Annotated in this window: 11 protein-coding genes; all 11 read right to left on the bottom strand. The window is 37.7% G+C overall.

Annotated elements, in window-relative coordinates:
- Positions 1–895, bottom strand: an 895-nt coding sequence (locus MM236_RS19380; protein ID WP_500793350.1) for a phage tail-like protein, incomplete at its 3' end; no start/stop codon positions are given.
- A gap of 254 nt (positions 896–1,149) precedes the next feature.
- Positions 1,150–2,727, bottom strand: a complete 1,578-nt coding sequence (locus MM236_RS19375; protein ID WP_241276656.1) for a T9SS type B sorting domain-containing protein — start codon at positions 2,725–2,727, stop codon at positions 1,150–1,152.
- Entirely contained in the window at positions 2,727–5,087 is a 2,361-nt protein-coding gene (locus MM236_RS19370) for an OmpA family protein (protein ID WP_241276655.1), read from the bottom strand. The genes MM236_RS19375 and MM236_RS19370 overlap by 1 nt, the downstream gene beginning before the upstream one ends.
- Position 5,088: 1 nt before the next feature.
- The gene (locus MM236_RS19365; RefSeq protein ID WP_241276654.1) at positions 5,089–6,057 is read right to left on the bottom strand and encodes a PorP/SprF family type IX secretion system membrane protein; all 969 of its coding nucleotides are present in this window, start codon (positions 6,055–6,057) and stop codon (positions 5,089–5,091) included.
- A gap of 726 nt (positions 6,058–6,783) precedes the next feature.
- The gene (locus MM236_RS19360) at positions 6,784–10,044 is read right to left on the bottom strand and encodes a hypothetical protein (RefSeq protein WP_241276653.1); all 3,261 of its coding nucleotides are present in this window, start codon (positions 10,042–10,044) and stop codon (positions 6,784–6,786) included.
- Between the two features lie 233 nt (positions 10,045–10,277).
- A complete protein-coding gene (locus MM236_RS19355) occupies positions 10,278–14,051 on the bottom strand; it encodes a beta strand repeat-containing protein (protein ID WP_241276652.1) in 3,774 nt (1,257 codons plus the stop codon).
- A gap of 388 nt (positions 14,052–14,439) precedes the next feature.
- On the bottom strand, positions 14,440–16,506 hold the full coding sequence (locus tag MM236_RS19350; protein ID WP_241276651.1) for a hypothetical protein: 2,067 nt from the start codon (positions 16,504–16,506) through the stop codon (positions 14,440–14,442).
- Between the two features lie 278 nt (positions 16,507–16,784).
- Positions 16,785–18,227: a phage tail-like protein gene (locus tag MM236_RS19345; RefSeq protein WP_241276650.1), complete on the bottom strand. Its 1,443-nt coding sequence runs from the start codon at positions 18,225–18,227 to the stop codon at positions 16,785–16,787.
- Between the two features lie 4 nt (positions 18,228–18,231).
- Entirely contained in the window at positions 18,232–18,594 is a 363-nt protein-coding gene (locus MM236_RS19340) for a hypothetical protein (protein WP_241276649.1), read from the bottom strand.
- Between the two features lie 153 nt (positions 18,595–18,747).
- Positions 18,748–19,815 carry a phage tail-like protein gene (locus MM236_RS19335; RefSeq protein WP_241276648.1) on the bottom strand — a complete coding sequence of 356 codons (1,068 nt, stop codon included), beginning with the start codon at positions 19,813–19,815 and terminating at the stop codon, positions 18,748–18,750.
- 108 nt (positions 19,816–19,923) lie between these two features.
- Positions 19,924–20,707, bottom strand: a 784-nt coding sequence (locus MM236_RS19330; RefSeq protein WP_241276647.1) for a hypothetical protein, incomplete at its 5' end; no start/stop codon positions are given.

The raw sequence follows: 20,707 nt of genomic DNA, 5'->3' as shown, positions 1-20,707 counted from the left end.
CTACATTCTCGGTGATAAAGGTACTCAATAGCTCTCTGACGTCTCCATCTTGAATGATCGTCTCAAACTCGCTGATCACTGCCGAAGGGATATCTATCAATACTCCAGGTGCGATCGGATTGCCATCTGAATCTATGCTCTCTTCGTTGTAGTAGGTATATGTACCATTGGACGTATCCAAAAGTAGCGTTATCGTCTCATTGGCTTTTACGATCTCGGATAGGTTGATCGTTTCCACATCTCCATCCTCGTTTACATAAGAAAAATCAGTCCCGTCAAAAGTCACGTTGCCTGCTACATTCTCGGTGATGAATTGGTTTAAGATGTCTCTAACTTGTGTGTTGTCGATGATCGTCTGAAACTCACTGACAACCGATTCTGGTACATCTATAGTAATACCTGCCCCAGTTGGGTTGCCATCTAAATCTATGCTTTCTTCATTATAGTAAGTATAAGTACCATCATTATTATCTATCAAAAGGGTGAGTGTTTCATTTAAAAGACTCTGTATATCAATAGAAACCATTTCACCTTCTGAATCAGTATAAGAAATTCTATTGTTGTTTGGATCGTAAACCACAATATTATTTGCAGTTTCTCCGACCCCACCCCAAAGTATTCTTCTCCACCTATCATTATACCAATAATAGTAACCAGGACTCATTGAGTCATTGTCGGTAGTGTTGTATACCAAAAGACTTTCCTCATTTCCAGAAGTGATTGTATTTTGATCTGTTGTATTACCCAATGCAATACGAGGGATTAGTATTCCTTTGTCAGCAGAAACTATTTCCAATTGGGCAGAGGACGACGGGTCTTGCGTCCCGATCCCTACCTGAGCCATTGCACCACCAGCAACAACGACAAATAGAATTAACAGTAAGAGTCTTTTCATGAGTTTATAATTTGATTTTTCATATGGCACTTAAAACCTTCCCATCAATTCTCCTGATCAATTAGAGATATCAAGGACATCCCTTTGCGTGAGGCTTTATTAATGTAAGATTCCATTTTGATAATTTTTTTATAAAAGCAATAGTTGAATTTAAGATTTCAATTAGAGATGCAGAGAAGCACCATGAACATCATAGACCTAAATATCAGGTGGTTTACGGATAAATATATCTCTACCACTTCTTCTTCGGAAACCTATTTTATCACCTGTATCCATCCCTTAAATTCTTTATTTTGCCCATTACTTTCGGTCACTTTCAGTATGTAGAAATACGTACCAGCACTTCGACCATTGGCATCCCAATCTTGCTGGTAGTTGTCAGTCTCAAAAACATGATCACCCCATCTATTAAAAATAGTCAAGTGGTTAGAGTCAAACCTATTTAATCCATTGATGATAAAAGTATCATTTGAGCCATCAGAATTGGGAGTGATGACATTTGGAATAAAAAATTCATTGACTCTATTTTCGTCTGTATCTTCATTGTCTAGAAGATTTTGATCCTCTTCCAATGAACTTACAGCAACATGATTGACAATTACCCCTTGATTATTCGCTTTTACTTTTAGATTGATAGTCAACTCATCACCAGCTATAAAAGATGGGATTCTCCAAATCAAAGTTTGACCATTTGTTTCAAAATCAAATTCAGCAATCCCAAAAGCAGATTCCAATTCCATACTTTCGAATACTACTCCATTAGGCAGATTATCTACTACAACTACATCATTAGCTGTTGTTTGGCTATTGTTTTGCACTTTTATTTCATAATCAAAAATGTCACCTTCAAAGACTGAAACCTGAAAAGAGGTTTTTTCAATGGATAAATCGGTGAGATTGTTGGCCAGTACTGCAAGCGTAAATACACCATATGCTTCCAAATCAATTGGAGTTGTCACAACTTGGGCATTAGGATCTCTATCTCCGCCTAGGCTTATCCATTGATTATCCTCAGAATCCCATTTGGCAATCACTATTTGATTTTCATTGCCTAAAACAAATGCAGGTGTGGTGACATTACTCCAAGAAAGCGTAAGTCTAACATCTGAGGTTGTTGTTTCCTTAAACACTTCCCAATACTCAGCATCATTGATCAGGTTTATTCCCTGCTCCTTCTGATCTCTTGGATAAAGTTCATCGGGATCTTGCAAAAAATATTGCGCATTAAAATTGGAATTGATCTCAGCTGGGGAGGAAATGCCAGCAAAACGAAAGTAGTTACCATCTCCAATAGGAAAGTTGAATATTTCATCTCCAATTTTAGTAACAGGGCCATTGACATAACTCAAATCTGAAGTTTGTTCATGTGAGCTTCCATTTTCAAAAACGATCAAGCCTTCATTTTCTTCTGTCAAAACGATACCTTGAACAAAACTCGATACGCCCGAAATACTCAATTCACCAAACAATTGGAATGCAAACCCTGGTTGTGGATTTTGAAATATCACATTATTTAGGTAGCTAATCTGGGAGCCTGATATCTGCTGTACACCATTGTTTCCAACAAACCTTAATACTCCATTCTGGCCTTCGGAGAACGTCAAGCTCCCATCATTTTTCAAGTTTGCAAATAAAAGTAGATTGCCATCATTCACAAAAGTGGCACTACTTTGATTCTCAAGATCAAAAAATGACGAAACGAGTGTTTCTGGTTTTATTCTCAAATCACCCTTATTGATAGTTTGAGAAAGTGCATTGTTGGATGGAGTGGTCAGGAAAAATCCAGATACTACCAAGAACAAAGCTCCAAATGTATTCTTTTTGTAAATCATCACTTTATCTTGATTTCGGTTCGTCTATTTAATTGATGTAATGCTGGAGAACATGGTTCACCTAAGCAATCATGAATGGGTTGGGATTTGCCAAACCAATTGAACTGCAACCTTGCTTCATTTATGCCCCTATCTTTGAGATAGTCCATCACTATTTTTGCCCTTTTTTCCGACAGTACTTTATTATAAGCTTCACTTCCCCTGATATCAGTATGTCCTTCTAAAATCAAGTTGATATTTTCATTATTATTCATTAAAAGCACCAGTCTCTCCAATTCCATCTTGTGTGTTAACCTGATATCATATTTATCAAAGTCAAAATAAACAATTGGTACTTCGAAACTTTCCTTCCAAAGTGAAATTAGGTCGCTATCATTACACCAGTCTATATCAAACATATCCAAAGGGATCAGACTACCCTCTTCGAAAGAGACCGAAAGAGAAAGTTCACTTCTCCTATTTAGTTGATGCAACTCTTCTGGACAATTAACTCCGTCTGGGCAATCGGTAAGGAGTTTTTGCTCACCATGCCAATCCAAAGAAACCCTATCCGGATTTATCCCTTTTTGAATAAGTCCTTCCAAAACTGACTCGGACCTTTTTTGGCTCAAGGTCAAATTATATGTTTCTGTAGCTCGGGAATCCGTATGAGAAGCTATTTTTAGATTCAAAAAATCATATTTTTCCATCATCGAAGCAATCTTATCTAACCTTTGATTGGCGTCAACTCTGATTTCACTTTTGTCTAAATTAAAAAACAGAATATCAGAGTAAACAGCTTCAGAAACTGGAAACTTGATCAATCTATATTGCTTCTCTATATCATTTAACTCATTGTTTTTTGTGGTGATAGAGCTATCTAAAACGGAGAAATGCCCATGCTTTGATAAAGAGAGAAAATAATCTGTATCAGCTTGAAGATTAGCCTTGTACACACCATCTTCCCCCAACTGCAATTCCAAGGTTGAAGATTCTCCAAAAGCGACATTTAGGTTTGAATCTTTGACAATATCGCCATCACAATCAATTACTGTGACCATAAACCTTCTCAAGAATTCACTTTGCTTGTAGATATCATCCAAACCACTGTCCCCCATCCTATTAGAACTCAAGTAAATCTCTCGTTCATCAAAGACTCTATAGGCAAAATCATCCTTTACAGTGTTGTATGGAGTTCCCATATGTTCTCTATCAGCATATATGTTTTCACCTTTGATCTTGACTTGAAAAATATCCATTCCTCCAAAACCTAAGTGTCCATCTGAAGAAAAGTAAAGTATGTCTTGATATATAAATGGATCTTTTTCGTTTCCTTCAGAGTTGACGTTTATCCCTAAGTTGTGAGGAGAAGAAAACTCTAATTCATCATCCCCAAAAACATCAACGGAATAGAGATCAAACGCACCAAATCCACCTTCCATGTCAGAAGCAAAATACAACTTAGAAGTTGTGCTATCATAAAAGGGAGTTATAATACTGTAAACCAATGAATTATTGAATGAAAACTCCAAAATCTCATCTACTTGCCCATCTCTGAGTTTCCCGAAAAAGAGCTCTGGAAACACGGTATGTTCTTTTCGCCTTTTTACTTTTCGGATGTTTCGGGTTGCAGAGAAGAAAAGGTACTCCTCTCCGCCAATATTAGCCACGGCAGGATCACTAATATGCATAAAGTCATCACGTCCAAAATCCATTTCACTTACATGACCTAAGGTGTCGTATCTATATATTCTAAGATATTCTCTACCGGTCCAATCGTGGATATCTTTGTCATAAAGTCGGTTCCTTGCATCGAGTCTTATCAATGGTACTGATTTGGATTGAGCTACCCTTTCTCTATCCGAGACAAAATAAAAATTTCCAACTTTATCTTTTGATCCTGAAAAATCTGCCGCAGTCATTGAGTTTACCCCATGAAAATTCTCAAAATCTAACCGACTATTTTCCTCAAATGAAGCCAAAATCATTTCATAGCGCTCCATGTCAATATCAGAAGTTTCAAATCCGATTTCATTTAGGAAGTTGAATGCTTCTTCATGTCTTTCTATAGAATGAGCAGCGATCAGGAAAAACTCGACATCATTGATTCCTCCTTCAATTGATTGAGACAATGTGTTTTGCCACCAGATGAATGACTTTTCGTAATTCTTAAGTTTGTCAAAACTCATAGCGGCACCTTTTGCAGCTCTATAGGATTGCTTTTTTTCAAAAGCCTGAACATAGACCTGGGCTGCATAATTATGCTTTGCCAATTCTGACTGTTGATCTGCAAACCTCAGCAAAGATCTTTGGGCCAATCCAAAGTTGGAAACAGCAACAGTGAATAAAAATACAAGTAGAATTGTAGAACTTTTTTTCATATTAGAACCATCTTTGGTTTCTCATTTTGACGTTTCTTGGTGATAGATAATAGCCCAAAGAGAATTCATGGGAGTTGTGTCTCATATCATATAATGCATTCAAATTTTGGTCATACGCATACCCAAACCTCAAATTATCAGTTACAAACACTTCTAAAATAAGCGCAATTGCATTTCTGTTTCTCAACCTTGAATCAAGATTATCTTTCCACCATTTGACATTGGATCTGTAAGACCCTCCTATCCAAAACCTATCATAAAACAAAAACATTGAATTGAGATCTACATTGGTAGGTGCGCCACTGACCTCTTTGACTAAAACAGATGGTTTGAACTGAACAGCACTAGAAATGGGAATCAAGCCTCCCATTGTAAAATAATAATGAAAATCATGGTAGGCCAAGGCAATGTCTTCACGCTCCAACTGTCTCTTTCCAATCATATTAAAAGCACTTAAACCTGCATAAAACCTATTCGTGTTAAAAAACACACCTGCATTAAGATTTGGAGTGAACAAGTTGGCCATGCCTCCCATAAGAACCTCATCTTCCCATTGTACTGGATCCAGCTTGGATCTGTCGATGGCATACTCAGTAGCACCAGCACTTATACCCAATCCTAGAAATGATTCGTGACCAGTCTGAATTCTATATGTATAGGTCAATAAGCCTCCACTTGTCCTTGCAGGCCCCAACTCATCATTCATGAACATCACACCAAAACCCATCAAACCTTCATTTGCACTGAAATCTGCCGAAATAGACAATGTTTTTGGTGCGCCAGGAAAACCAGTCCATTGGGATCTATAAGTGGATTGAATATAACCTTCTTGCTTATATCCTGCATATCCTGGATTGATGTGCAAGCCATTGAACATGTATTGACTAAACTGTGGCAGCTGCTGTGCCATGGTTTCCGTGGCAAAACAAAAAATTACAGCATGTAAAAACACCTTGTAAAATTTTCCCATATAATATAATGTCTAACCTGTTATTTGAAATTTAAGCTACTTTGGTGGAGTCGCATCTTAATAGAAATTAAAAGTAGGTCAAGGCAAAATAAGGATCAAAAATCTTACTACGCATTAATACGCAAGAGCTATAATTTTTAATAAAATAAATCAACTTATCCCTTATAAAGTATAATTTTTTATTTTTTGCTCAAATAATAATTTACTTATTATTGCTATAACATATATTTTTTAATTAATTTTTCACCCAAAAAATCATTGTTTTACCTCAAAATAAGGCTATAAAACAATTTAAACATCGTTTTTCATGAAACACAATTCTCCTCGACTGGAAATATTTATGTGGTGATATAAATTGAAATTGCTTAAAAGGCATCACCAAGAAAGTTTTAGCAAAAAACCTGAAAAATGAAAATACTAAGCTCAATTAAACAAAAATGTGAGAACAAAATAGACTTTAGGATTTGTGTAGATAAACCTATGAATAGCAAAGACTAAATTCTCTTTTTCAAAATCAAAATGCTCTTAGTGGTTAACATAAGGAAACCAAAAATAGCTTTTTGTTACGCAACTGTAACTTTGAGGACATCCATATTTTGTTTTTAAAAAATTCATTATAAAAAAGCCACCTCTACTTTAGAGGTGGCTTTCAATGATAAGTTATCGTTATTTTATAAAAAATCGTGACCCTAAGGCAGATTATTACCAAAGGAAAATTACCAGAAATCAAGGTAATTGTCCCCCCCTTGATCTCAATGTCGGATTCACACTTCCCATACATGAAATCAATTTCAATTCTACAGCCACTCTGCTACTTTCGCAGCCATTGATCGTTTGACTAGCATAATAAGTTGTACCATCCACCAACATCTCCGTAGGTGCTAAAGCTATCCCCCCACTCGCTACATCATACCATTGAATATCAGTTCCTATTGCAACAAGTTTAGAAACGTTAGCTTGTGAGGTAATACAAACATTTTGATTGATTTTGGCTTCTGGAACAGGGGTATTCTGTGCTGACATCGTTACATTCAAAGTTCCTACTGCAAAATTGTTAACATTAGCTATCTCTGCAATTCTATACTGTAAAGTATAAGTTTGGCCAGGCTGTGCTCCTGCTGCTAAATCTACTGACCCATCGGAATTAACGGTAATAATTCCTTCTGGATCTGCCACTTCGATAGTAACCGTATAGTTAGCCTGAACAACTGGACCACTTTCTGTGTCATTGTCCATTACATTCCCGATATTGGTTTGTGCATTATAAGCACAGATATTTTCTATTTCATCCGTTACGGCAGTTAGAGCCGTGGAGATGATATTAAGAGTGACAATTGTCGAAGCTACTCCATCGCAAGTTCCTTCCACTTCATATTGAAACTGGTAGGTTCCTATAGTTAATAAAGAAGCGTCCAAAACTTCATTATTTAAAAAACCTGTATTGGTCAAATCTGTCCAATCGCCAAAATTATCAAAAGGAGCGGTTAGATAATCAAACAAATTGATTACACCTGCATCTTGTTGCAAAATAGAAACAGTTTGACCTGTTCCAGCTTGTGGTGCTGGTTGTGGTGCTTCGACTGTAAAACTTAAGGTCTGTGCAATACACGCATTTGGATTTGGGCTATAAGTCAAAGTGGCGTGATAAGTTCCCACATCTGTAGCTTCGTTAAACGGAGTAAAATTCAACGTATTGCCAGTTGCTATCACAGTTGGGTCATTATCTTTTGTCCACTCGATATTTAGGAAAGATAAACCAGTAACAAATAGCGAACCTGCCTGACCGTTACATAAATTATTAGGTCTAATTACCGGGGCTTTTACCACATCAGTCTTGAAATTAAATACCGAGGTGTTGCCGCAACCGTCTAAAACTTCTACCCGGTAGGTACCTTGATCTAGCTGCGAAAAAATTGGACTAGTGCCATTATCGATTACTAAAGGATTGCCATTAAACGCCACAATCTTGTAGTTAAGTGGTGCCACACCAATGGCATCAATTACCAGTTCGGTTTTACCACTTACGCAATTGGCTACATAGTAATTGTTTAGGCTTACACCATTAGGCGGTACGCTAAAGGTACTGAGGGTTTCTCTACATTGCACCTGTACAGTTGTTCCATTACCATGTACCACATATTGCACTATCACCCTAAACTGACCAGTGCTTACGATGTTGTTCAATGTACCTGTTACAGTGTTATATCCTGATTGATTTGCTGGCGAGTTAATAACCATTCCAGTTTGAGCACCAAGCGTAGTACCCTCCGTATATAAAGTACCCGTTGTTGGATGCCCCCAACTGCCAGCAGATGGATAATATTTTTGCAAAAACATGGATTCACTACCAAGATAAGAGGATATAGAAGCAGTTACATTAAAACTACCACAGTTGAGGGTTGGTGTAACGGTTGAAGTGATGCTTTTATCATAAATGGTGAAACTGGTAGTGATAGGTATGCCACAGGTTCCCCTAACTTGAGCAGTATAATTGCCGGCAGGTAGCGAATTCATGAAAAAGCGACCATTACTTGCAATGTTGTTTGATACATCAATAGGCAGTGCACCATAATTATCTACAAATGCCGAAGGTGCATTAGTGATCATTACATTTTGTATATCATCTGCTTGACTATTATTAACATTTGTTATAATGTAAAAATTCACAGAACCTTCATTATCGCCACAGCCACTATAGTACCGAAATACATTTATTCCATAGGTGATATTATTCTGAATATTAATGTTAAATGTTTGCGTTCTTCCACAAGTGGTAAACTGAATGGTGTAATTTCCTTCAGGCACACCCGGAGATGAGTTATTGCCAAACAATACACTACTTGGAACAGTATTATAAGTATGCGTAAAGGTACCGGGTGCAAAATTTGTATTATAATCGGCAGGATCGAAGCCTGCTGGATAAGCCGTAAAAGTAATTTCAGTAGGAGCAAAATGATATTGAAACAAATCAAAACTTAAAAATTTCGTTCCACAGGATGCAACAGATTGAATTAATCGAGCAGATGGAACGGCATTAATCATATCTGTTCTAGTTGTTACTTTTCCGCAAGCATCTGTAAAGGTAGCCGTATAGTTATACATCTGTCCTTCATAAAACGGCACCAGCACCAATTGTCCGTTATCTGCGTTGGAATTCCAAACCGTATTGATCACCGTGTTAGCGCCAGCTCCAGGATTTTCGTATTCAATACGCACATTGATCGGAAAGCGAGCAGCTGGAATAAAATTACTTCCATTGTATTGTAATTGCTCTACGTGTCTAATAGTGTTACAATTTTCCATCGTCCAAAAACCCAAAACACTATTATTTCTTCTCACCGTATATACGGCCGGGTCATTAACCACTGTAACCCCTAAAGAAGAACTATTGCCGCAAACATCAGTCACCACTACGTTGTAACTACCTGCCGCTACAGGAGTTAAAACATTTGAAGCTTGTGCAGGAATGACCACCGCATTAGCTGTTGTTCGCAACTCATAAGTAGCCGGATTACCAGCTGTTACGTTCACCCTTATACTTGCACCGGTACATAAAGGCGTTTGTGTTAAACTATATGCCAGTGGCTGAATGTTATTGGCTATCGTAACGGTTCTGGTTTGCTGGTTACTTGCTACACCCACGACTTGCACAGCGACCACACGAAAATTTCCTGCTGGTAAAGCATTTTCGGTGTGTGTTAAAGTATTTCCTGTTGCTATAATACCATTAGTTACACGAAATGGAGTAACTAAATTTGAGGATTCATAAATTTGAAACTCAAATACAGCACCCATTTCAGTGTTGGTAATATCAATTTTAATTTGACCATTACCCGTACACGTTTGAGGTGTAGGGGTTAAGGTCATATCAAACACATTGATTAGTAAAGATTTTTCCTTTGATATTGAGGAGTTTGCAAAAGATTGTAGCGATAACAGTAAAATCGTTAACACAAAGAAAAACAATCTAAATTTGGTTCTATTCATAAATACATTTCAGGTTTCTAAAAAAGCCAAAACAGCACATTGCAACTCTCAAATACAAAACTGAAGATCTCATTAAAGGACAATTTATAAGTGATATCTTTTGATTTGAGTAATTTAATTTTTTGAGGAGTTTTGTGATTAATAATTGCAGAATTACTTTCCTGCCTACAAACATTAAATACAGTACTCAAATCAATGACACATTTTCATTTGAGATTTGAAATGAGCAAATTTCATTGATTTAACTTCGTAATTGTCAAAGAACCAAGCAATACAATATTTGGTTGGGTAGCATTACAGACATAGGCAATTCTTATCAATTCACCTTGATTTAAAATTCCTGTCCATTGAATTATATTCCCATTATTCACATCTCCTGGTGAGTTGTTTGATTTAGTATCTACCATCAAGTTGTTCCAATTTGCACCTCCATTAACACTTCTTTGGAGCCTTGAAATATTAAACCAACTGGAAGTTGATGCAACTGATTTTTCATGTGCACTCTGCATACTTATTACGTATAAGCCTGTCTCAGGCACCGTGAAAAAATTATTTGCCCAAGCATTAAACAGATCGATATTCTCAATAGAAAAAATACCTGTGGAAGCAGTAGTGCCATTTGAAATATCTTGGTTACCCGGAGCGGTGGCACTCAAAACGACCCTGGAAGTTCCTGCTTGAGATGGTATTCCCTCTACACTTCCCAATACTCCATTTTCATCAGCCACTACTGTTCTCGAAGCGGTAAAGGTCTGGTTTTGAGAAGCAGCTGCTTCTCCAGTTACAGTAGTAGATATAGCATTAGCCGTTCCGTTTAATGGCAGATTTCTTACTCTTGCCACTCCATTAATGTCCACATTCTCAGAAGGTGTTAAGGTCCCGATACCCAGCTTACCGTTAGCCAACAATCGCATCTTTTCAGAATTAAAAGTACTGAAACGTATTGAAGTAGCTCCTTCAGTACGAAGATGTAAACCTGTATTAGTTGTTCCTCTTGCCACTACTTGTGCCGTATTGTTATTATCAGCATATACATCCAATATTGAGTTTCCTCCTGTAGCTGAAAAAGACCCTCTGCCTGTTCCTGTAGCTACCATTCGTCCCTCTGTTCCAATATTAGTAATCTGTACAAAATTTTCATTTCCTACAAACCTCAAGGTATTGTTGTTTGTGGTCACTACCCTATTTGCTGTCAAAGTACCATTGGCATTATAAATATTAGTAACTAGTGAAGCGCGATCAACAGATTTAAAAATACCCGTTCCATCCGCAACTACTACCCGATCAGTCGCTATTCCTTCATTGGCTGGCAAATTAATATCACGCACACGAAGGTTTCCGTTGGCAACATCCAATCTTTGTGTTGGGTTTGCGGCATCTGTTCCTAAACCAATCAAACCGGCATTACCATAAATCCAGTTACCTATGTTTAGTTGGTTGGAAGCTGTATTAGAAACGTTTGGCTGTATGTTATAGCCTAAAAATATATTACTTGCTCCAGAAGTTAATTGCGTACCTGCAGACCGACCCAACATTGTATTGAAATTGCCGGTTGAATTGTTACCTGCAGCTTGCCCTATAAATACATTGGAACTACCCGTTACGTTATTGGCACCGGCATTTTGCCCAAGAGCAGTGTTGTTTGACGCCGTACTTGCTGCTAAGGCATTATTACCTACAGCCACGTTGTAGTTACCTACTGTATTTGCTCCTAAGGCATTATTACCTGCACCAAGGTTTTCGATACCGGTTAAATTTTCATCAAGTGTATTGCGACCAATGGCTACATTACTTGAACCCGTTGTATTGTCTCTTAAAGCCGCAGAACCTACAGCAGTATTGTCAACACCTGTTGTATTGGTTGCTAACGAACGTTCTCCTACTGATGTATTTCTTGTGCCCGTTGTGTTAGATGAAAGTGCTACTGCACCAAATGCTGTATTAGAAACACCTGTATTTGCACTTAAAGCCGAAGTACCAACAGCAGTATTGTTTGATGCTGTAGTTACATTTTGTAAGGCAAAGCGACCAATACCAATGTTATCAGCTCCTGTTGTTAACGCATTACCTGCTTGTAAACCAATCATTACATTATGACCACCGGTGCCCGCACTTGTCCCTGTGCCACCTACACCCGCATCTTGCGTGATGTGGTTGTTGGTACCTACCAAACGTAAATCGGCAGCAAAAGTAGAACGGTCAACGGTTTTGAATATTCCATCTCCATTGGCAACTACAATTTTATCTGCTAGGGCACCTGCATTGGCTGGCAAATTAATATCTCGCACACGCAAGTTACCGTTTGCCACGTCCAATCGTTGCGTCGGATTGGCAGCTGCTGTACCTAAACCAATTAAACCCGCATTACCGTAAATCCAGTTGCCTATGTTCAATTGGTTGGAAGCTGTAGTAGAAACATTGGGTTGAACTTGGTGTCCAATGAAAATACTGTTATTTCCATCGATTAACGTGTGAGCCGCTTGGAATCCGAGAGCGATATTTCCAGTACTGGCTGTTATTTCTCTAAGCGCACTATTACCAATTCCGATATTGTATGACTGCGTAACATTATTAAGTGCAGCTGAACCCAATGCTGTATTGCTGTTCCCTGCATTTCCGGCACCAGCACCCAAAAGGATGTTGTTGCTTCCGCCGGATGTAATCCCCTCGCTGCCATTTGCTCCTGCATCTTGGGTGATATGGCTTCGTGTATCTACAGCTCTAACATCTGCTTGTGCAGCAATAGAGGTTTGTGATACACTTTTTAGTAAACCTGTAGTACTTGTGACAACTACATTTTCAGAAATCAACCCCGGAGATGTGTTTAAGTTCGTCACCGCAAATCCTGTAGGAGTTAAAGTAGCCATCGTGGTCAAAACCCCTGCATTAGCTACACCAAATCGAATACGACCGTTTGCATTGGTAGTAGCAGCAGAAGTTGTTTTACCTAAAATAATTTGAGCTACTCGTTTGTCAGCATCATTGATTGCCATATCTTGTCCCGTGATGATACCACCTTCGCTAATTGTAGGCCCTTTATACTCTAATAACAACTCTGTACTTCTGTTTGAAGTAGAACTTGCAGGTGGTGCAACGTGCACTAATCGTGTCACATCAGGAGTACTTGTAGCAGGGACTGCTTTGCCGATACCGATGTTACCATTATCGCCAAAAATCCAGTTCCCAATATTTAATTGGTTATTTGCCGTAGGAGCAACATTAGGTTGTGCATTGTTTCCTATGAAAATGTTTCCCGTACCCTCCGTTAAATTAGCACCTGCCAAGGCTCCTACAGCGGTATTGTTAGATCCTGTCAAATTATTTTGCAATGCTCTGTCCCCTAAAGCCGTGTTCGAAGCACCTGTTGTTGAAAGCATTTGAGATCTTTCTCCAACAGAGGTATTGGAACTTCCTGTGGTGTTAGCTTGAAGCACACCATTTCCTATAGCTACGTTTTGCGTTGAGTTGTTATTTCTCAATGTATTAATACCAATAGCGGTGTTATTGCTTCCATTGGTTAGTGTGTTGAGTGAAAAACCACCTATTCCTATATTGTTGCTTCCAGTAGTAATGTCATTGCCTACGTTGTTCCCTATAAAAACATTTCTTGCACCAGTACCTGCATTGGTACCGTTACTTCCTGTACCTGCATCTTGTGTAATATGACTACTTCCAGTAACCAATCTTAAATCGGCCTCCTTATCTATCAAACGGATCCATTTCATATCCGCCGTACTCCAATAATAATAACCTGGTGTAATATTATTAGGTGCTGTTCCTACTGTAGCCGTATTGAAAATTGTTAAGCTATTAGAAGGGTTAGGTATTGAAGTAACATCTGTTAAGCTATTCAAAGCTACTCTGGGGAATAATACTCCTTTATCACTGCTTTCAATTTCAAAAATAGCACTAGAATTAATTATAACAGGATCTCCACCAACTTTTACCTGAGCCTGAGTAGAATGTATAAAAAAGAATAGTAATAGAATTAAAACAGATTGTTTCATGTTTTTTTAAAATTAAGATTGAGAAGTGTAGCGATAACTCTAAGATCATTTATCTGGTGATAATTTTATCTAATAGGGTAGTTAACAGCATATTTCTATCTTGCTAGAATCTGTAATTTTAAAATACAAATAATAACAGACGTGGGTTTTTAGCGCTAATTAGGACATAATAGCTTAACAATTAAATATTGAAAGTAATTATATCTTAATTAAAATAACATCTTCAAAATTAGCTGATTATTTTATCAACAAACCATCTTTAATTACTCAATAGTACTCAAAATCATCAAAAGATTATTTTAATTCAGGTATTGATAATACCAAAATCAAACTATTGATACACCTACAGAAATATTACTTTTTGAGGGTTTTGAATACATTTAGAAAACTAAAGAATTCTAATTTTTGAAGGAAGCATTGGATTAGTGATTACTCTTGATCGATTACATAAACCTACAGATATCGTCATTTCATCATTACTGACACAATCCCCTGTAGTAATTGACCACCTAAACGTATAATCTCCTTCCTCAGTCAATCCTGTGACTTCTGTATTTGGAAGATTTTGATCCGAAAATACTGGACTTGCTCCATCAGGTCCAGTTACAAATATCCATTCTCCTGAACTTGCCGGACCAGGATCATTCCCCAATAGCCTTGGATTGGGGACACATGACACTCCAAAATCACTTCCAGCATTTGCTCCTCTTTGAGTCGATACAAATACCGAAAAAGTGGACTCAAGGGAGGCTCCAGAACATTCAAACTCCTTTTCCAAGAAATCTCCAACAGAACCAGTATAAGGTACTGCTCTGATTCTAAAAACATACTCCCCTTCTCTATTTAGGTTGGAAATCACTGTAGATACATTTGTCAAAGACCTCAAATTATTTGCTTGAAAAATGGGATTTGCAGCCCCAGGAGGCCTTGAGATTGAAGTCAATTGATAATGACCACTAAAATCTTGAAAGTAACTTGAATTTACCGCACTTATGAAAACTTCAGGAAGCATAATTGTAGCAGAGACACTACCACTTCCTGGGTAACACACAGTGGTATCATCAACCTCTATATCAGACCTCCCAGCATCTGAAATATGTATATAATAAATGTGACTTCTCCTACAAGTACCATTTGTTAATTCTATAAATATTTTATAAGTTCCTATATTCCAACCACCTGAAGGTGGCGCTACAGTAATCAACCTTTCTCGAGTTCCTTGACCCGAGACTGATTCAATAGAATGATTTTGTCCAGGTGGAAAAATATTGGAGACACTCACATTTGTAATCAGGTCTTCCGGATCATCGGGATTGATTCCAAAGAAAAATGTAATGGGATTTGTATCCCCTTCTTTATTGCAATAGACGGCCCCTCCAGTACCTACAAAACTGTAAAGCTGCATTTGATCTGGATAATTTGAATTCACAAAAGTGCCTCTTTGAGGTTCAGATCCATTAAAATTAAATGTAATACTAGGGGTGGTAAATGAACCTATACTATTCGATACAGTCAAGTTAAAAGTATATGATCCTATAACTGAAACTCCAGACAAAAAAATCACACCACTTCTCATTTCAAGAAATCCTATATTTCCTCCTATTGGTTGAGAAATGGGAGTTAATGTAACAGTCGTACCAAAATCAGGATGCCCCGATGCATTTGGAGCTCCATTTAAGGTAGAAAAAATAGGAGATGTACTTTGTAAATTAAAAAAAATTCTGTTATTAGGTGGGGTCTGACAGAAATTCACACTGGTAGGAACTACAATCTCAGGGTTTGGAACAAACCTAACGGTTGCTCGATCGGAATAGGTGCAATTTGGATTATTGATTGAAGTAATAGTCAAAATTGCTATATAAGCAGGGTCTGCAGGATGATTTACTTTATTTAACAAATTCAGGTTGGGTGTTTCTGTATTATCATTTACCATCACTGCATTTGTGGTTACTATATTAGAAAAAAATTCAAATTCAAAAATATTATAATACGTCCATTGACCGGTATAACCTGGAGGGATCACCCCTGAAAGAGTAGCTTCACCAACCAATGCAGATACACCTGTGATATCTGGCCCTGCGGTAAATGTAGATACTTCTCCTGGCGCTGTAACTGAGACAATGGATGAAGTTGTACCCGACTCACAACTTTGGGAAACCCTGAATCTGTAGATACCGGGAGAATTTAACCCCGAAACATCTGTATTCAATGTGTTAGGCGAAGAGATAAGAGGGTCTGTAGCACCTAATGGCTTTTCTTCCAAAGTCCAAATTGGGGAAGGATTTCCTGTGGCTAAGTTCCCTCCTCTGGTTGCTAAAAGTGTAGCAGTAGTACCGCAAATCACTTGGTTTCCTCCAGCATTGATGGAACAATTTTGACCAAAAGAATCGTGTTTTGGTATAAATACCCCTAAAATTAGACCTATTATTGAAATCAACTTATAAAAACTATTCATTAGCGTTGGTTAATAATTATTCTTAAGCAATTCATTGCATTTTCAGGCGGGTTAGATTTATTCATTGTGCGTTGTTAATGTAACACTTTGGATAATGAGAAGCATTGTTTGTTTCGGGTACTCATCAACATTTTGGGTATTACAACGTAATCTACAGAGCTACAAATCGTTCATCCAACAATCTATCGTTTGACTAGGTGCAAGTAAGCTTTTTGTCTTTATGTAATAATTGTCAAAAGCCTTCCTAAAAACCTCTCATAAAAACAAATAGAATCCTATCAATCCTCTCTTACTGCAAATACTATGTTCATAAATGAACCTATAGTAACATCAGCATTTGAGTTTACAGTGTAATTCAAAACCCCACTATTATTAACAGATACTGCTGTGAAGACATTTGTGTCATACCAGATTATATGGTAATCCAACTCATTACTTGGCAAAACAGGTAAGCTGGTGATAGATCCAAGGTTCGATACCATAGGTGTTCCGAATTGGTCTGAATATCTTCCATGAAGGTCAATAACCCCTTGTAGTGTATTATCATCAAAACTATCACCTGCCAAAGCGCCAGAATTTGGTTCGAGCAATTGACTTTCACTTGTCGGAATGATGATCGAAGGCATATAAAAAAACTTTGGCAAAGTAGCTTTAGGATTAATTTCGCTTAAATCTATAGTCTTTAAAACCCCATCTTCATCAGCCACCACTACTCTATCAGTAGCAGTGTCGCCATTGTTATCATTAATTTCACGCACTCTAACATTTCCAGAACCGATATCTAACATCTGTGTAGGAATGTCAGTTGCCTGATTACCGATAATACCAATACCCGTATTTCCATTTTTCATTACCGTAAGGGCGTTGTTTCTATTTTCTGGTATTCCGAGTCCAGTTCCATTTCCTAGTTGCAATACAGCGCCAGTAATGGCAGAGTTATTATATTGCCCAAATACTGCAGAACTATTATCTCTACTAACATTACTAAGACCTGCAACAATAGAAAATGCAGCATTTAAACCATTAGAATTTCCAACAATTAGGGAAGCGGCACTATTTTCAAGCTGCTCATTAAAAGCACCAATAACAGCCGAGAAAGGTGCTCTAACACCATTTTCTGTTCCGAAAGCAGCCGAGCTATTTGCAGTACCAAAAATTGCATTCAAACTTCCAAAAGCAGCTGAATTTTGACCACTAACACGATTACCGTTTCCAAAAGCAGCGGAATTTTCTGCAATTGGTGAAATCCCATCTACTTCTTCTGTACTTGGTGTACCAACACGTACTGCACCACGAACATCTAAATTCGTAATTGGGTTTGAAGCAGAGAAATCACCAATACCTACATTACCATTTTGGTAGATGTTTTGCGTATTGGAAGTTGCTTTAGCATTTGAATTTTCTATCTGCCATGGTTCTATCGGCTCATCTACCAACTTCACCCATTTCTCACCATCATTATAATAGACTCCAGGTGTGACATCGTTTGTAGTTGATAGGTTATAGATCTTCATCCCTTCAACATGATCGATCAATGGTGAGGGACTTGCTGTAGAGCTCAAAGATATTCTAGGTAAAAGTAAGCCCCGGTTTACAGACTCTATTTCCAATGCGGAATTTGGGTTGACGAAATTGGGATCACCACCGATTTTCACCTGAGAAAAAACTGAACTGTGGCTGATAATTAGGAAAACGAATACTATTATATGTATTTTTTTCATTTTTTTAAATTAACTTTATTAGATAAAGACGGATTAACAATTGCATAAAATATGCTGATTGACCTGTTGAACCGGTTGGTATTGGAGTAAAGCCCCGACGAACATTCTCTCCGCTACTTGTAAGTAAAACTTTGTTTCCCATAGAAACACCGAAACTATAATCGTATTCCAAGTTTCCTGGCACAACTGCTATATTTGGGGTACCTGCAGTTTGTTGAACCCAACTTGAATTTTTTAAAGGACCAGGAGCATAATTAAAACTGTCTGACAAGCGGGTTTGAGCACTCAAATCATGGGTACCTAAAAACAGAACCGATAAAAAAATACCGATAATCAGCTGTATTTGTATAGTAAATTTTATTTTCATTAAGTTTTGTTCTTATAGTAATTAACTGCTAAAATTAAAAAGGCATAAAATACAGGACTTACGAAAAAATTGATTTATTTCATTTAAAATCAAAATCATAAAACAGCCTGTATTTTAATTCAAACTACTTTCTTTTGCAAAAAGCCAATCCCATCAAGTATTAGGTAACCAATACTCCAATATTATATAATATTCACCTGCTGGGTGAAGCACTGTCACACTTCCTGCAGTTCCCAAAACAAGTTCTTTTGTGCCAGCATCATAAGAAATGATATTGGTACTAATGGAATTAGTAGTCTTATTGATAAATCGTACTCCAATTATTTTAGCATTAACTGGAATATCAGTTCCAGACAGGTCAAATACATTTGTTGGTGTCCCTAATTCAATCTCTCCTACAACTTCAAAAACTGCATTCTCAGAAGTTAACCAAGTTTTTCCAGTAAGTTGCCTGGTAAGCCTGTACTGGGCATGAACGGCAGCTATACCTGTTGAGCGTAAATTTCCATTTCCATCAGTATAAAGCAAGTTATCAGCTGGTGTCTCTTCGGAATCATCTCTGGTATTTGGGAAATTATAAAGTTGAATTTCACCAACACTATCTATTTTAACCCTATTCTCTCCATCTGTCATCAACCAAAGTGATTGATTTTCCAAAGTTCCTACTTGAAGCCCATCTAGGTTAGATCCTTGAGCGGTAACACGAGCGAAATCTCCTGAAAAATCAAGACCCAATACAACCCCCTCTTCATTTTCAGCCTTTAAACTACTACTATTCAAAACTATAGAACCATTCTCACCAATAAAATTCAGCCCATTCTCAGTTCCTGACAAAGTCCTTTCCTCTGTTATTTCACCATCAGAGTTATAAATATTAATAGCATTGACTTCTGTCAATAACCTCACCCAAATTTCTTCTGCTTCATTCCAATAATAATAACCTGGTGTCACATCATTTGTCCCTGATGTGGTAGTCGCTGTATTAAAAACCGATAGTCCATCTGCAGCTGTAGCTATGGTAATAGCATCTTCCAAGCCAGTCAATGCCACACGAGGGAAAAGTACCCCTTTGTTGTTACTGTCTATTTCCAGTACTGCAGAAGGTTGCTTGATTGTAGGGTTGTTTCCTATTTTCAATTCTTTATTTTGCGCATTTACACTATAACCTACCAAAGCGAGGAGTGGTATAAAGAATGCTACTTTCAGTATTCTATTTTTCATATTCCTTTATTAACAATTAAACCATTTGATTGAAAGAAATCATAAGTGTTTTAAGCAATGAGTTACAGGCTATCCATCTCGAAATGGACAACCTGTCTTAAATAATTATTAATCAATCATATACCAATCTACACCATCACTCTGGATACGGATTGTGGCATTATAATTTATACCTGTAAAGCTGTCAACTTCATTTAGCTTAATGCTTTCACTAAAAGTAAGTAAGTTGGACGTGTCATCTACTTTCCTTATCGTTATAGTTCTTCCAATGCTACTCGCAGCAGTAGGAATAGTCAAGGTAAATGCAGCTATAGATACATCAGCCAAAATGGTAGCATCGTCTGCCAAGGCAGTATAGTTAGCATCCACTTTTACAATCTTACTTGCATTTGCATCCTTTACTCTCAAGACTCCAGTTGTAGCATCTGCTACGACAATTCTATCGGTAGCTGTTGTGCTTTCCTGCAAACCTGCTATTGCCAATGTATTATCATTTGAAGTTGTAATGGTTGTAACTGGTTCATCGGTTAGAACTCCTCCTAATTTCACATCACCTGTAGTGGCATCGATGTTTAAACCATTAGAAGCTGTAACTAGAGATTTCACCGCATATACTCCCGCAGGTAGTGCATTGACATCCCAGCCGTCAATTTCAGCTTGGGTCGGCACAGCATTGTTCTGAAGGAATAGCTCTGATACATGGTATTGGCTCGACTCGTCCGTCGTCGTGGCAAGGAATGTCTTGCTTTCGTTTGCCTGGACCAACGTTGTCAGATATTCCTCTACCGTGGCATAGGTAACATCATCGCCCAATTCGTTGATGACCGTTACAGGGCCACTGCTCACAAACTCGTTGAAGTTGTTCACAACACCCGCTACAGGATCTATCAGG

It is taken from the genome of Belliella calami (assembly GCF_022549695.1).
Lineage (GTDB): Bacteria > Bacteroidota > Bacteroidia > Cytophagales > Cyclobacteriaceae > Belliella > Belliella calami.
The sequence above is the reverse complement of the archived record's forward strand: the minus strand, read 5'-3'. Positions and strand labels throughout refer to the sequence as shown.

Excerpts from the sequence above, each read along its gene's own strand:
- MM236_RS19355 (WP_241276652.1), bottom strand. The coding sequence starts at position 14,051 with ATGAAACAATCTGTTTTAATTCTATTACTATTCTTTTTTATACATTCT.
- MM236_RS19350 (WP_241276651.1), bottom strand. The coding sequence starts at position 16,506 with ATGAATAGTTTTTATAAGTTGATTTCAATAATAGGTCTAATTTTAGGG.
- MM236_RS19340 (WP_241276649.1), bottom strand. The coding sequence starts at position 18,594 with ATGAAAATAAAATTTACTATACAAATACAGCTGATTATCGGTATTTTT.
- MM236_RS19335 (WP_241276648.1), bottom strand. The coding sequence starts at position 19,815 with ATGAAAAATAGAATACTGAAAGTAGCATTCTTTATACCACTCCTCGCT.
- MM236_RS19365 (WP_241276654.1), bottom strand. The coding sequence starts at position 6,057 with ATGGGAAAATTTTACAAGGTGTTTTTACATGCTGTAATTTTTTGTTTT.
- MM236_RS19360 (WP_241276653.1), bottom strand. The coding sequence starts at position 10,044 with ATGAATAGAACCAAATTTAGATTGTTTTTCTTTGTGTTAACGATTTTA.
- MM236_RS19370 (WP_241276655.1), bottom strand. The coding sequence starts at position 5,087 with ATGAAAAAAAGTTCTACAATTCTACTTGTATTTTTATTCACTGTTGCT.
- MM236_RS19345 (WP_241276650.1), bottom strand. The coding sequence starts at position 18,227 with ATGAAAAAAATACATATAATAGTATTCGTTTTCCTAATTATCAGCCAC.
- MM236_RS19375 (WP_241276656.1), bottom strand. The coding sequence starts at position 2,727 with ATGATTTACAAAAAGAATACATTTGGAGCTTTGTTCTTGGTAGTATCT.